Raw genomic sequence first — 14,412 nt, 5'->3', positions numbered from 1 at the left:
TAGCTCTCATCTGAAGAAAGGATCTCTCGATCGGATTGATGCCGAGCATCCTCTCGACTCCGAGCGCCGTCATCAAAACCCGAATGGCAGCGTTTGCAGTGTCCCGGTCAGGCGCGGCAGCTCCAGATCCAGGGTTCTGGAACGTTCCTGGGCGTGCGTCAGCTCTGCGGCCGACAGCAGGCCATGGATCTTGTTGCGTTCGCCTTCGGCGTCGTGATCGCCGCGCGCTGCGGCGAGATTGAGCCAGACATAGGCCTGTTCCAGATCCTGCTCCACGCCGCGTCCGCGCGCGAACATCAAACCAAGCCGCTCCATGGCCAGGGCGTTGCCCTGTTGTGCGGCGCGCCTATACCAGTCGTAGGCGAGTTCGTAATCCTGGATCAGCCCGCGTCCCTTCTCATAGAGCGCACCCAGCATCAATTGAGCATTGACGTGCTCCTGCTCGGCGGCCTTGCGGATCCAGTCGACGGCCTCGATCATCGCCAGTGGTTCGCTGTGCTGCCAGGCGTTTTGAACGAGGTTCATGCCGAATTGGTACTGCGCCCCGGCGTCACCGCTTTCCGCTGCGTGGTGCACTTGTGGATTGTCGTGTTGCGGTTCGCCATGGACCCTGGGTGTGGCTATTCTTGAGGGGAGTCGCTGGGGCGCCGCCGCTGTGTCGAATCGGGCCGGTTCATCCAGCCTGGATTGGTTGAATTCGACCCACAACAGCGCACCGAGGATGAGCCCTAGGGCCAGCAGTCCCATGATCCACTTCTGAATCAGGAAATGATCCCGTGCATAAAAGCGATGGCCGCACTCGCGGCAGCGAAAAAGCCTGAAGAATACCGGATGCCTACTCGCGCTCGAATGCGCCGAGGACGGCTGGTTGGAGCGGCGGACATTACTGCTACCGCAATGTGGGCATATTTCCATGGTATTTTGGCTGGACGCGAATAGAGTCAATGAACCTCAACTGAAGTCGCGGCTTTTCCTGGCGGAGGATCTATGAAGACGATGCGGGACTTTTGTGGCTGGATGACTCCCGAGCCGGCGCCAGACATGGCGTGGCGCACAGTCCTGGAGTCGATCATGGGCCAACGTGGCCGGACCGGCAGTGGACTGGAGGTCCGCCTTGCCGCCACCGGGCTGGTCGCCGCCACGGGTACACTGTGCCACCTGGCCGAGCGCGAGGGTGTGCTGGCACTCATCTCCGGCCGTCCGCAGTTTTCCGAGCCGCTCCAATCGGGCGAGGAGGCCGCCACGCGCGTCCTGAGTCTCTGGCGCGAGCGGGGCGCCGACACGCCCAAATCCATTCAGGGCAGCTTTGCCCTGGCCATCGTCGATACGCCGCGGCGTGAGGCGCTGCTCGCCATCGATCGCCTCGGTATCGAAACCCTGGCCTTTGCCCAGACCGGTGCCAGCCTCGTATTCTCCAATCGCGCCGATCTGGTTGCCGCCCATCCCGAGGTCGAGGCCGATCTCGATCCGCAGGGTCTCTTCAATTATCTCTATTTCACCATGGTGCCTGCGCCTGGAACCATTTTCCAGGGCGTCGAGAAGTTGCTGCCCGCGCAGCGGCTCCATTGGCGCAATGGGCACATCGAACGTGGATTCTACTGGCATCTGACCTATCGTGACGAGCCAAGGCACGATTTCGAGGAACAGGCCCGCTATTTCAGACAGTTACTGCGCGACGGCGTCGAGCGGGCACGCGGCTCCGATGAGGTTTCGGCCTTCCTCTCGGGCGGGACCGACAGCTCCACCATCGCCGGTCTGCTCACCGAGATCCAGGGCAAGCCGGCGCGGACCTATTCGATCGGTTTCGAGGCCGAAGGCTTCGACGAGATGGAATACGCGCGGATCGCGGCGCGCCATTTCGGGCTGGACGCGCGCGAATACTATCTGACTCCCCGCGATGTCCTGGACATCATTCCGCTCGTCGCCCGGCAGTACGACGAGCCGTTCGCCAACGAATCGGCCGTCTCGGCCTATCTGTGCGCCAAGCTGGCCGCCGATGACGGCTATCAGGTCATGCTCGGCGGCGACGGCGGCGACGAAATCCTCGGTGGCAACGAGCGCTATGCCAAGCAGAAGATCTTCGAGTTCTACGGACGGATCCCCGGCTGGGTCCGTGGCGGACTCATCGAGCCGTTCGTCGCGCTTCCCGGTGTCGACCGGGTGATGCCGACGCGCAAACTCAAGAGCTATGTGCGTCAGGCCAATGTGCCCTTGCCAGATCGGATGGAGGCCTACAACTTCTTCCATCGTCAGCCACTGGAGGCCATGTTCACGCCCGAGTTCCTGGCCCAGGTCGATCCCGGTCAACCGCTGGTCCTGCTGCGCGATCCCTATGAGCGCGCCGACAGCCGGCATTTCATCAACCGTATGCTGCATCTGGATCTCAAGTTCACCCTGGCCGACAACGATCTGCGCAAGGTCTCGGCCATGACCGAGGCGGCCGGCGTCGAGGTTCGTTATCCGCTGATCGACGACGCGCTGGTCGAGTTCTCCGGTCAGGTGCCGCCGGACTGGAAGGTGAAGGGGAACTATCTGCGCTGGTTCTTCAAGCGCGCGCTCTGGGACTATCTGCCCAGGCCGATCCTCACCAAATCCAAGCATGGCTTTGGGTTGCCGTTCGGGATCTGGCTCAGGGACGACCGGGCGCTCGCCGATCATGTGCGCGGGCGGCTGGCGGATCTTAGTCGGCGCGGCTGGTTGCGGCCGGACTATATCGCCCGGATCCAGTCCGATCATCAGAGCCTGCACGCGACCTATTTCGGCAAGATGATCTGGATGATGCTGATGCTCGAGGAGTGGGTGGCGAAGTGAACCGAGTGCTTGGTCTCGTCCCGCTCGGTTTCGGGATCTGGATCCTGCACGATATCCCATTCGCCCGCTGGCCGTTGCTGCTGGGGGTGGGCGTCTATTTCGGTCTGTTGCTCTGGCGCCCGGCGCTCTGGCTGATCCTGCTGCCACTGCTGTTGCCGGTGCTGGATCTGCGTCCCTGGACGGGGCGGATCTATCTCGACGAGTTCGATGCTGTGGTGCTCGTCACGCTCGCGGTCTATCTGTTGCGCGATCGCTATGTGCCTTCGTTTGGCGCGATGCGGCCGCTGTCGAGGGTGCTGCTCGTCCTCTTCGTCGGACTCGTGGGTCTGTCGCTGTTCCGCACGCTCTATCCCTGGCCTGAGGCCGACGCCAATAGCTTCGCGGGCTATTACAGCTCTTTCAACGCTTTACGGGTCTCGAAGGGGTTGTTTTGGGCCGTGCTGCTCTATCCGGCCTGGGTGGTCGAGGAGCGGCTCGATGCCGTGCGTGCGCGACGCTTTCTGTTACTGGGGATGTCGCTCGCCGCGCTGGCTGTATTGGCCGTCGTGCTCTGGGAGCGTGGCATCTATTCGACCCTTCTGTTCTGGACCAACATCTATACCCCCATCCGCGCGCTGCTCGATTTCTCGACTCCGTATCGGGTCACGGCCTTGTTTGCGGACATGAACACGGGCGGCACGGCCATCGATGGCTGGCTGCTGCTGACTCTGCCGTTCGTTGCGGCCGCTTTTCTGAGCGCGCGTGGACGCTTGGGGGCGGTTCTGCCTGGAATCGCGCTGCTCGGTCTGCTCTACACGTCTTTCGTGACGTTTTCGCGCGGCGTCTATCTTGGCGTCTTCGTCGCCATGGCCGTTGCATTCCTGACGCTGGCGTTTCAGCAACGTGCGACGCTGCGAGCGCGCGACATCCCGCTCGTGGCAGCGACCGGGCTGACGATGCTCGGCCTGTCCTACATCGCCTTTCGCAGCGGCGGTTCCGTGGCCCTGGCCTACACCCTGACGGCCCTCCTGGGCGGCGCGCTCGCGATGATGATCCCAGTTGCAGCGACCTGGGGGCGCTGGCGTCTGGCGGCGCTGGCAATCCTGGCCGCCGCCTTGACCCTGCTCTGTACCTGGACGATCCTCGATCGGAACTATGGATTTCTGCCCTTGCCGGCTGTGTGGCAAGCCATGCTCTGTATTCCGCCCGCCGTACTCATCGGTGTCTGGATCGGACGTCGTCTGGCAGGAAGGCTGGCACTCCAGCAGGCGGGGATGATCCTGGCCGTGTTTGCGGGCATTCTGTTTCTGCTGACGCTCAGTCTGTTCGGCTATCGCATGGATACGCGTCTGGAAACGGTTGCGCAGGATTTTCAGCATCGCCTGGAGCACTGGCGGACGGCTATCTCCATCATGGATCGCGATCCAGGTACTCAGCTCTTGGGGCAGGGCGTCGGGCGTTTTCCGCAAACCTATTACCTGATGCACCAGGATCCAGCGACAGTCGCTGGCTTCAGGATCGAGGACGATGGCGCGCGTCGCTCGCTTAGATTGTACGGCGGACCCAATATTCGGATCGGCCAGCGTTTGTCGCTGGAACCCCGACAAACCTACAGGCTGTCACTATCAATCAAAACGGATGAAGATCCCAGCCCCATTCAACTGGAGTTGCGGATCTGTCATCGGCATCTGGTTCCGGCGAACGAATGGAATCCAACCTGTGCGACCTTGAACCAAAGAATTCAGCCGAATGGCTCGGACTGGACGCGCATCGACCAGACCTTCGACTCGAAGGGGCTGGGATCATTCAAAGGCGCTCAGGAGGGTTGGCTGACGCTCGAGATCGCCAATCGTTCGGCGGGTCGCTGGATCGACATCGACGCGATCTCGATCCTGGATGCGGCTGGGACGGAGCGGATCGACAATGGTGATTTCGCGCGGGGCTTCGACCGCTGGTTTCTGTACTCGGACTTCGACCATCTGCCCTGGCATATCAAGAACCTGTGGCTCCATGTCTATTTCGAACTCGGAGTCGTCGGACTCGTCCTGTTTAGCCTGATTGCTCTGGCGGCGCTGACGAAAACCGCCCGCTCGGCAGCCGGGATGGATCCATTCGCCTCGGCGCTGCTTGTCTCTCTGGCGGGTTTCTATGCCGTCGGTGTCTTTGGCACCATTATCGATTCACCGCGCGTTGGCACTCTTTTCTGGCTGACCACCTTACTGGCCTTGGGGCACACGTCCATTGCACGGCCCGCCTTGCGTCCGGTTCAGGTCGCTCAAGCCGGATCCATCACTCGTCAACCTAAACGTCTGCTCATGATCTTGGTCGTGATGCTTGGCGCGGGCCTCGCGCTCATGGCGCTTGCTCAGACGATGCGTTTTTACGACGTCGATACGCGGCAATTGGTGGGCAAGGTGTTGGAGCGTTACGGGATCGAGCTTCCATGGCTCGAACCCTGGTTGCGTCCGCCGCCGCGTTTTTCCGGTGTCGCTCTGGATGGACGCCAGCGTCCCAGGCATCCACGCATTCTGTTGCCCGAACTCGCCGACTGGAATGGTCGCGGTCTGGCGCCGGCGATCAGGACGCGCCAGGAGCGCTACGCGTCTGTTGGCCTCGATCCAAAGCTCTATCCACCCTGTGGTGGTTCCGGGGCACTGCGGCTGGCGGTTTGCTGGATCCTCACGGGTGACGAGGGGGCCGGGCGCCGTGGACTGGAGGCACTGAGCACCTTTGAGCCGAGTCCGCCAGGGGACTACGGGGACTATGGCAATGGCTGGGAGCTGGCCTGGGCCTATGACTGGCTCGCGCTCCATCCCGATCTGCCTGAGGCGACGCGCCGCCGGGTTCAGGCCCGGTTGGCCGCGCTACTGCCCAGCTATCTGGAGCAGCTCGATGGTCGCGGTCCATCGCTGTGGCATGGTCGTGCGACTCTGGCGTCGACGGCCTGGGTGATCGCTGCCGCGCTCGATGCCGAGAGTCCGGAGCAGCAGGAGCTGATTCGCCGTACTCAGGCCCATTTCCGCGAAGCCATGGCCGCGCTCAGGCTCTCAGAGGGCTGGCCCGAAGGCTATAACTACTGGATCAATTCGCGCGCCTTTATGTTGGCCCTGGCTGCTGCCGCCTATCTCAATGGGTTCGAGGATACGCAGGCGGCGTCTGAGATGCGTCAGGCGCTCGAGCGTGTTGGGTTGTGGACGCTCTACATGACGCGCCCGGATGGGCGCGTCGAACTGACGGGCGACGAAGGCCCCAGGGTCGACCTCAAGGACGAGACGCGCCGGGTCATCGATCTCATCGTCCAGCTCACGCGCAGTCGGGTGCTATCGAGCTACTCGCGCTGGCTGGAGGCCAGACATGGAGTCGAGAGTTATTATCGCGACTATCGCTGGGGTTTCCAGCTCTTCAACGATCCGACGGTGTTGCCGCTGGCGCGTGTCCCGCCAGGCACACTGGATGGCTTGAAGGCCTTGCTGCCGAGCGCGGAGTGGTTTGGGCCGAAGGCGTTCAACCAGATCGTGGTGAGAAGCGGCTGGGGAGCGGACGACACAATGTTGACCCTGCGCGCGGGACATAGCCTCACGCATCACGGTCACTACGACGCCGGTCATTTAACGCTCTTCAAAGGCGCGCCACTGGCGATCAGCAATGCCACCTATCGGGGGGACATCGCCGCGCCCAACCGACTCTACTACGGTATCCGCACGGTCTCGCGCAATTCTCTATTGGTGCTGCGTCCGAATGAGCATATCCGGCCATCGCCGCTCGTCGAACGCAACGTCATCGACGGCGGACAGCGGATCGTCATGCCGACCGGAAGTTCGGTGCAGGGCGTTGCGGATTGGCTGGCCCAGATCGGCCAGGGGCGGCACTACGAAGGGGGTGTGATCCGGACCTATCAGCGCATCGACGGCCGTCTGTTGTATGTCGAGGCGGATCTCACCGGGGCCTATGACAACAGCGACTACGACACCCAGGACCGAGGCGGCAAGGTGGAGCAGGTCACGCGCGCGCTACTCTATCTACTCGACGAGGATCGCGTCTTCGTGTTCGACACGGTCGAGTCGACCGATCCCGGTTATACCAAAAAGTGGTTGCTGCACCTGCCGCAACGGCCGGATATCCCGGATCTGCGCGTCACGTTGGGGAGCGAGAACGCTGGCATCCTGGAAAGTCCGTCCGAGCACCTGTCGATGGTCAATGGACGCGGCCGGCTGGATCTGGTGCGGCTGGCACCCGAAGAAGCGGTGATTCGCCTCGTGGGCGGGGAGGGGTATGAGTACTATGTCGAGGCCGATGGCGACGATCAGGTGCTCAATGGCAGCAATTTTGGCCAGGACTCGCTGAAGGCCCGTTGGTTCGACAATGGACTCTGGCGGATCGAGATCCAGCCCACGCAACCGAATCGGCTGGATCGGTTCCTGGTCGCTTTGAGTCCGAGTTTGCGTGGGTCGAATCCGACGCCTGTCGAGCCATTACGCTTGAACAGCGGTAAGGCGCTTGCGGCCTATACGGATAACAGCCTGCTGCTCTTCGACCTCGGCCATTTCAGAGAGCCGGTCCGGCTGGAGGTTCCGGGCCGGCAGACGCGGTTGCTGATTGCTGGTGTGTCCATCGGTGATCGCTTTGAAGTCGACTTTGGAGACCGACAGGAAACTGTGCCGGTCACGAAGAGTGGAATCATCGAGTTCAGCCTTGGCGCTCAGGCTGGACGGATCTCCATCTGGTCGCATCCGTGATGCAAGCGCTCGTAATGGACCATGAGGCGACAGTCTGTCGAAGTCGATCTCAGACAAGCACCTCAACCGCCGTTGGGTGTCCCAGGAAGGCTGTCGGGCTGGCCGTCAAGCCATAGGCTCCTGACTGCATGACGGCGACCAGATCGCCTTCGCGGGCGTGACCGAGCGGCATTCTATCAGCCAGCAGGTCGAGTGGGGTGCAGAGCGGGCCGACCACGGACGCCGTTTCGGGGTCACCGTCCGATTCGACCCGATTGGCGACCAGCACCGGATAATTCTTGCGAATGACCTGCCCGAAGTTTCCCGAGGCGGCCAGATGATGGTGCAGCCCGCCATCGGTGACCAGAAATACCTGACCGCGCGAGACCTTGCGCTCGACGACCCGGCAGACATACACCCCGGCCTCGCCGACGAAGAAGCGCCCGAGTTCGATGATCAGCTCCGTATCCGGTAGCGCGCGCCGGGCGGCCGGCAACAATTCGGACAACCGTTCACCCACAGCGACGAGATCCAGGGGGGGCTCGCCGGGGAAGTAGGGGATGCCGAAACCACCGCCGAGATTGAGCGCACGCACGGGGGAGGGCACGTCCAAGGCCAGACGCATGGCCAGTTCGAGCGTTTTCTCCTGGGCCTCGGAGATCGCCTCGGCGCGCAGATTCTGGGCGCCGGAGAAAATATGGAAACCGATGAACTCCAGATCCAGGCACTTCATCTCGGCCAGCACGGCCGGTACTCGCTCGGCATCGATGCCGAACTGTTTGGGGCCGCCGCTCATCTTCATGCCAGCGGATTTCAGTTCGAAATCCGGATTGACGCGCACGGCGACCCTGGGCCGGATACCCAGCGCTTCGCCGGCCTGAACCGCCGCCCGCAACTCGCGTTCGGATTCCAGATTGATCACGATGCCGGCGGCAATGGCCTGACGCAGCTCGCCGGGAGTCTTGGCCGGCCCGGCGAAGCTGATTTGATGGGGCGGCATGGATGTGTCGAGCGCGGTCTTCAATTCGCCGCCGGAGGCGACATCAAACCCATCGACTAGTCCGGCCAGATGTTGCACCACAGCCGGCATGGGGTTGGCCTTGATCGCGTAATGCAGATGGATGTCATCCGGCAGGGCTTGGCGTAGCTGGGCGACGCGCGCGCTGATCAGAGCGCGGTCATAGGCATAGAAGGGGGTGCGTCCGACCCGCTCGGCCAAGCGGGCAATGGGGAGGGCACCGATGACGAGCTGGTTGTCTGCAACCGGAAAGAGCGGTGGTGTCGTATGACGAGGGCTGTTCACGCAGAGACTCCATCCTGAAACAGATCTTCCAACTCTAACCCCAGCCGCTTACGGTCGATCTTGCCGTTGGGATTGCGTGGCAGGGGTTCATGGCGGACGATGATCCGCGCCGGAACCATGAAGGCTGGGAGGCGCTTCTGACATTCGGTCAGGATCGCGGCGCCGGCTTCATCGTTGTGATCAGGGGCATAGGTTATCAGGACGACCGCCTGTCCCAGGACCGGATGGGCTACGCCAACAGCCGCGACCTCGGCGACGCGCTGGGTGGCGTAGACGACTTCCTCGACTTCGGTTGGGCTGACCCGATAGCCCGAGGTCTTGATCATCTCGTCGCGGCGTCCGACGAAATAGAGATAGCCATCTTCGTCCATCTTGACGGTATCGCCGGACCAGACCGCGATCTCGGGGATGGGCAGGCCGGAGGATTGGCCGGGTAGAGGCTTGAAGCGCTCGGAGGTCTTTTGGGGATCATTCCAGTAGCCTAATGAGACATGGACGCCGCGATGGACCAGTTCGCCCGGTTCGCCGGGGGCGCAGGGGCTGCCGTCCTCGCGCACCACCAGGATCTCGGCGTTCGGGATGGCCTTGCCCATGGAGCCGGGGCGCTGGTCGATTTCGTCTGGTGGGAGGTAGGTCGAACGGAAGGCCTCGGTCAGGCCGTACATGAGATAGGGTTTGGTGTTTGGCAGTTTGGCGCGCAGGCTTGCCAGGGTTGCTGCGGGCATGGCACCGCCGGAGTTGGTGATGTAGCGCAGATGCTCATGGACGGATTCCGGCCAGTCCAGCTCGGCAAGCTGGATCCAGAGCGGCGGTACGGCGGCCAAGCCGGTGATGCGTTCGCGGGCGACGGTGCGGATGACATCGCGCGGCAGTAGATAATTCATCAGGACGGCGCAGGCGCCGACATGGAAGGCTGTGGTCAGTTGGTTCAGGCCATAGTCAAAGCTCAGGGGCAAGACCGATAGGATCCGATCCTGGGCGCTGTTCTCCAGGTAGGTCGAGACACTGACGGCGCCCGCGACCAGATTGCGGTGTGACAGCACTACGCCCTTGGGGCGGCCCGTGCTACCGGAGGTGTAGAGGATTGCCGCGACATCAGAATCGATGACGCGATGGGGCTTGAAGGCGGTGCCTGGACCGAATGACGACTGTGCGGCGTCCCAGCTGATCAGTTTGACCGGGCTGGAATCGGTGTCCTCCGGCATCTGGCCGACTACCAGAATGGCATGCAGATCCGGGCAGAGGGGCAAAACGGGACGCAGCAGCGCGAGTCGTTCGGCGGATGTCACGAGGAGACGGACATTGCAGTCGGCCAGGATGTGCGCGACCTGCTCGGCCTTGAGCAGTGGATTCACCGGCACGAAGACACCGCCGGCAGTGGCGGCGCCAAATAGGGCGATGACCGTCTCCGGGCGCTTCTCCAGATAGACCCCGACCCGTTCACTTCGGCCGAGGCCCAAATCCAGATAGCGTGCAGCGGTATCCCGCACGGCATCCGCCAGTGCCTGATAAGATAGATCCATTCCACCTGAGCGCAGCGCCGGATGTGTCGGCAAACACTCAGCTTGACGGTTGATGAGGTCTTGAACGCGTTCTGTCATGGGTGTTACTCAGTTCTGACTTCTGTTCGCGGCCGCATGGCAAATCGATGCGATCACGCTCCAAGCCGGATGGGGCTACCAGATGGATCACTGATGTTCGATAAACTCGATCGTGAACTTGGAAACTGCTTCTCTCCACTTATGACTTGAAAACGTATGGTTGGCCAGTGGGATGATGTGCTGGGCGATGTGCTTGGATCGATAGGTTTTGCGCCAGCCACGGTCCTTATTGATCAACGCATCAAACTCACTCGCGATCAAGTCGTTCTCGCTCAGGATGCAGAGGATCTCACCTGTGAAGCGATACAACCCTTCGTGCATTCTCTCGATAAAATTTGCCGTTAATGGGTGAGTTTGATCAATGCTCGAGGCTGAATCAGGCCCTATCGCCAAATGATCGCGGTCAAATCGTTTGACGGCGCACTGACGCGGCCTGAACGTGGCGCGAAGCGACTGGCCCAAGTCCTCCAAGGATTCGCTCACACGAAAGTGACCGGAGAACAGTTTGCGCCAGAAGGACAGATTCACCAGTCGCCTCAAATAATAGTGTTTTAGACGTGCTCGGGCGGTGGATGCCTCAGTATGGACCCAGGGGTTCAACAGGACCAACCCACTCACGCGCGAATCCCGATGCCCGTAGATCAAGGCGGCGGAGGCTGCGTCACAGAGGCCCCAAATGACGATCGAACGCAGGCGCGGTTCATGCGTGCACAGGGAATTCATGGCCGCCTCGATGTCATCGTCCAGGGCATCGAAGCACTGGGGATCGCCTTCACTGTCGCCCATGCCGCGTGCATCGAAACGCAGACTTGTGATTCCATGTCCCGCCAGGTCGCGCGCCAGCAGGGTGAACTGACGATGACTGCCCGCCCGATACTGGGGGCCGCCAACCAGGATCAAGACGCCCGTTGTTCGCGGATGGCCGAGTGGTCTTGTGATGACGCCGATCAGGCGCAGGCCATCACACTGGAAGACGACCGCTGATTCCGAATAGCTCACCGCAGCAGCCATCCGACGCCGTCCAGTGTAACTTCCAGCAAGGCTGGACACTCGGTGATCTCCTGGGTGATCCAGAACGGCTCGCCGGTGACGCGACTCGAATGCAGTTGGCATCCCTGTTCGAGCCAATTGCGCATGACGCGCTCGCTGGCCGGGGAGGGCGGAGTCCGTGAGTCGGCCACTATGTCGGTCCAAACGACTCTGCGCGGGGGCGGGATTTGACCCAATTGCAAGGTCCCGATAGATTCCGCCAGTTCCGCAGCCAGCCGATAGCCACCGACCTCGACCGATTCGCCGGCTTTGAGTCGTTCTCTCAACGCCCGTGTCCGCGTCCGCGCCCGTCCCTCGGTCAGCATCTCGCTGGCGAGTTTGATGCGCAGAAACTGATTGAGAAAACGTTCCCCGTGTGTGACGGGTTGCCAGAGGATGACTCCATCGACTTCGGGCACCCCCGCCGCCAGGTTGAGGGCCAGGGTCGCGCCCAGCCGTAAGCCCCAGAGCAGGAGCGGAGGATCGCTGTGCGCAGCATCCAGCCACTGGAGCGCGCGAGTGGCATCCTGAACCCACCCGCTCCAGCGAGCATCGCCGAAATCACCCCAGCTATCCCCGCAACCTGTGAGGTCCAGTTGCAGGACCGCGTAGCCAACCGCTGCCAGCCGACGCGCCTGTAAGGCCGCCATGCGCCGGGATTTGTGCATTTCTTCGGCGAATGGGTGCAGATAAAGTATGCGCCCACGCACGCGTTCATGAAATGGATGAAAATGGATGCAAAAAAGCGGACCGGGTTCACCGGCTAGGAAAAAAGGCGTAATCTCGACGCCGTCAGCCGTCATGCCGAGCCGTCGAGTTTCCGCTCGACAAATGCCACCAGCGATCCAAGCGTTTCAAAAGTGTCAGCGCTGATTTCATCGTCATCCACGATGAAGCCGAAATGCTCCTCCATCGCGGTGATAAGGTTGACGACGGCCATGGAGTCCAGTTCAGGGATGGCGCCGAGGAGGGTTGATGAGGCATCCAGATCCGTGCCACGGCTGCCGAGTTGGAGGGTGCTTGCAAAAAGCGCTTTGACTTGCTTGATCATGTCCATTGCGTTGTTAAGGGTAAATGAGGCTTAAGTTTCTGAAGTTACCAGTATAGCACCGTCTATAGCGCTGTCCGCTTCCGTAGTTCAGAACAAGCCAAGAAGCGGTCTGACGCCTCTCCCGACTACGATTCTTGCTCAATCGCTGACATGCTTGGCCTCCATGCCTATAGAACCTTCGATCCTTGGAGTCTATGAAAATGGCTAACATGATGAAATACCTTAGAGGTTTCTTTCTTATCTTTTTGGCATATTTTGTCTTAACAGCACAGAGGGCAGCAGCGCAGGCCCCTGAATACACATCTGACGATTTGAAAATTCTTCCTGGATGGTGTACGGCTGGTATCTCTCAGAATGCAGATGACGCCGCTTATAGTAAACACATACATTCGGGATGTTATGGAGCATACCATTATTGCTGGGGTCTTGTTCGGGGCATGAGAGGTGATTATTTGTATGCAATAGGCGAGATGGATTATGTCCTTGGACATTCAAAGCCACTAAGTGCCTGTAAGCTAACACCTGAATTGTTTTTCAGAAAAGGCGAGTGGTATGTAAAGTTGAAAGATTATGAAAATTCAGTAAAAAACTATCGTTTATCAATCAATGCCAATCCAAATTTTGTTCTCGCATACCATGGGGTAAGCAAGGTATTTGAACTGCTGGGTGACAAAAAAAATGCAATCGCAATTCTTAAGGAGGGGATTGCGGCCAACCCAAATGCTGCCTTTCTGAAGAAGCGTCTCGAGCAAGTTCAATCCTTGCCCGATTAAGCACCGAAGAAGCCCTAACTGCTGCGTCCCGTGTGATTATGTGCCGAGCAGGAGTTATCCTTTGTTCCTCGCCCGCGAGGTGCTCCAGCGACTTGTCGCGGAGTTTGAGCACGGCCCAGCGCATCCAGAATGAACACGAGAAGGTTTCGTTGCCATGGTCATCTGTCTGCACGAAAACGCCCGCACGACACCGGCCATCCGTCGTGAACTCCAGTCCTCGACGCTCTCAACCCGCGAGCTGGCCGAGCGCTATGGGCTGAGCCGTCAGACGGTGTTGAAGTGGCGTCGGCGCTCCAGCACCGAGGACGCCTCGCACCGTCCGCACCGTCTTCACACGCGCCTGACGCCAGCGCAGGAGGCGGTCGTGGTCGAGTTGCGTAAGGCGCTGTTGTTGCCGCTTGATGACCTGTTGGCCGTCACCCACGAGTTTATCAGCCCGAGCGTCTCGCGCTCGGGCCTCGATCGCTGTCTGCGCCGTCATGGCGTCTCCAACCTCCAGGCGCTCAGGCCCCAACCTATCGATCAGGACGCCCGCCCGATCAAGCGCTTCAAGGACTACGAGCCGGGCTTTGTCCATGTCGACGTGAAGTACCTGCCCCGAATGCCGGATGAGGACAGCGCTCAGTACCTCTTTGCGGCGATCGATCGGGCCACGCGCTGGGTCTATGTTGAGATTCTGCCCGAGAAAACCGCCCAGAACGCCGCCGGATTCCTGGAGCGGCTCATCGCCAAGGCCCCGTTTACCATCACCCGCGTCTTGACCGATAACGGTAAAGCGTTCACCGACCGCTTCTGTGCCACCGGCGAGCGCGAACCGACCGGGCGCCATCGCTTCGATCAAGTCTGCTCGGCCAACACCATTGAGCATCGCCTTATTCAGCTTCGCACCCCGCAGACCAACGGCCTGATCGAGCGCTTCAACGGGCGCATTTCAGAGGTCTTGACCACCTCCCGTTTCGACTCCGCCGAGTCTTTGGCCCAGACCATCGAGCGCTCTGTTCAAGTCTATAACCAACACATTCCGCAGAAAGCCCTCGGCCACATCGCCCCGATTCAGGCACTCAAGGACTGGCACGAGAAACGCCCTGAACTCTTCAAAAAACGTGTCTACAATCTCCGGGGACTTGACACCTAACGCGCCACCAGCGGC

At 60.9% G+C, this 14,412-nt stretch carries 10 protein-coding genes; 4 read left to right on the top strand and 6 right to left on the bottom strand.

All coding sequences use genetic code 11. The features are described 5' to 3' along the window. Positions 1-72 precede the first annotated feature (72 nt). A complete protein-coding gene (locus ALVIN_RS17810; protein ID WP_050750317.1) occupies positions 73-525 on the bottom strand; it encodes a tetratricopeptide repeat protein in 453 nt (150 codons plus the stop codon). A 516-nt stretch (positions 526-1,041) separates the two neighbouring features. Between ALVIN_RS17810 and ALVIN_RS08995 the strand changes: the two genes are divergently transcribed. Both ALVIN_RS08995 and ALVIN_RS08990 read left to right on the top strand, forming a co-directional pair. Beyond that, positions 1,042-2,811 (top strand): asparagine synthetase B family protein, encoded by a 1,770-nt coding sequence (locus ALVIN_RS08995; protein WP_223295197.1) that lies wholly within the window; start codon positions 1,042-1,044, stop codon positions 2,809-2,811. A gap of 5 nt (positions 2,812-2,816) precedes the next feature. After that, positions 2,817-7,526: a hypothetical protein gene (locus tag ALVIN_RS08990; protein ID WP_043795586.1), complete on the top strand. Its 4,710-nt coding sequence runs from the start codon at positions 2,817-2,819 to the stop codon at positions 7,524-7,526. A gap of 49 nt (positions 7,527-7,575) precedes the next feature. On the opposite strand, the gene ALVIN_RS08985 is transcribed toward ALVIN_RS08990, so the two are convergent. The 5 genes from ALVIN_RS08985 to ALVIN_RS08965 form a co-directional block, all read right to left on the bottom strand. Further along, a complete protein-coding gene (locus ALVIN_RS08985) occupies positions 7,576-8,808 on the bottom strand; it encodes a pyridoxal-dependent decarboxylase, exosortase A system-associated (RefSeq protein WP_012971010.1) in 1,233 nt (410 codons plus the stop codon). Next, complete coding sequence (locus ALVIN_RS08980; protein ID WP_012971009.1) at positions 8,805-10,409, bottom strand: acyl-CoA ligase (AMP-forming), exosortase A system-associated; 1,605 nt, start codon at positions 10,407-10,409, stop codon at positions 8,805-8,807. The genes ALVIN_RS08985 and ALVIN_RS08980 overlap by 4 nt, the downstream gene beginning before the upstream one ends. Positions 10,410-10,496: 87 nt before the next feature. Then, a complete protein-coding gene (locus tag ALVIN_RS08975; RefSeq protein WP_012971008.1) occupies positions 10,497-11,420 on the bottom strand; it encodes a hydrolase 1, exosortase A system-associated in 924 nt (307 codons plus the stop codon). Continuing rightward, the gene (locus tag ALVIN_RS08970) at positions 11,405-12,241 is read right to left on the bottom strand and encodes a hydrolase 2, exosortase A system-associated (RefSeq protein WP_012971007.1); all 837 of its coding nucleotides are present in this window, start codon (positions 12,239-12,241) and stop codon (positions 11,405-11,407) included. Before ALVIN_RS08970 ends, ALVIN_RS08975 begins: the two co-directional genes overlap by 16 nt. Next, positions 12,238-12,495 (bottom strand): acyl carrier protein, encoded by a 258-nt coding sequence (locus tag ALVIN_RS08965; RefSeq protein WP_012971006.1) that lies wholly within the window; start codon positions 12,493-12,495, stop codon positions 12,238-12,240. The genes ALVIN_RS08970 and ALVIN_RS08965 overlap by 4 nt, the downstream gene beginning before the upstream one ends. A 194-nt stretch (positions 12,496-12,689) precedes the next feature. On the opposite strand from ALVIN_RS08965, the gene ALVIN_RS17075 reads away from it, so the two are divergent. After that, positions 12,690-13,262: a tetratricopeptide repeat protein gene (locus tag ALVIN_RS17075; protein ID WP_190275497.1), complete on the top strand. Its 573-nt coding sequence runs from the start codon at positions 12,690-12,692 to the stop codon at positions 13,260-13,262. 154 nt (positions 13,263-13,416) lie between these two features. Continuing rightward, a complete protein-coding gene (locus tag ALVIN_RS08960; protein ID WP_012971004.1) occupies positions 13,417-14,397 on the top strand; it encodes an IS481 family transposase in 981 nt (326 codons plus the stop codon). Positions 14,398-14,412: the final 15 nt, after the last annotated feature.

The sequence above is a fragment of the Allochromatium vinosum DSM 180 genome, assembly GCF_000025485.1.
GTDB lineage: Bacteria > Pseudomonadota > Gammaproteobacteria > Chromatiales > Chromatiaceae > Thermochromatium > Thermochromatium vinosum.
The sequence above is the reverse complement of the archived record's forward strand: the minus strand, read 5'-3'. Positions and strand labels throughout refer to the sequence as shown.

Bases quoted from the DNA above. Each gene is read 5' to 3' on its own strand.
- ALVIN_RS08970 (WP_012971007.1), bottom strand. From the start codon at position 12,241: ATGACGGCTGACGGCGTCGAGATTACGCCTTTTTTCCTAGCCGGTGAA.
- ALVIN_RS17075 (WP_190275497.1), top strand. From the start codon at position 12,690: ATGGCTAACATGATGAAATACCTTAGAGGTTTCTTTCTTATCTTTTTG.
- ALVIN_RS08980 (WP_012971009.1), bottom strand. From the start codon at position 10,409: ATGACAGAACGCGTTCAAGACCTCATCAACCGTCAAGCTGAGTGTTTG.
- ALVIN_RS17810 (WP_050750317.1), bottom strand. From the start codon at position 525: ATGAACCTCGTTCAAAACGCCTGGCAGCACAGCGAACCACTGGCGATG.
- ALVIN_RS08960 (WP_012971004.1), top strand. From the start codon at position 13,417: ATGGTCATCTGTCTGCACGAAAACGCCCGCACGACACCGGCCATCCGT.
- ALVIN_RS08995 (WP_223295197.1), top strand. From the start codon at position 1,042: ATGGCGTGGCGCACAGTCCTGGAGTCGATCATGGGCCAACGTGGCCGG.
- ALVIN_RS08975 (WP_012971008.1), bottom strand. From the start codon at position 11,420: ATGGCTGCTGCGGTGAGCTATTCGGAATCAGCGGTCGTCTTCCAGTGT.
- ALVIN_RS08965 (WP_012971006.1), bottom strand. From the start codon at position 12,495: ATGGACATGATCAAGCAAGTCAAAGCGCTTTTTGCAAGCACCCTCCAA.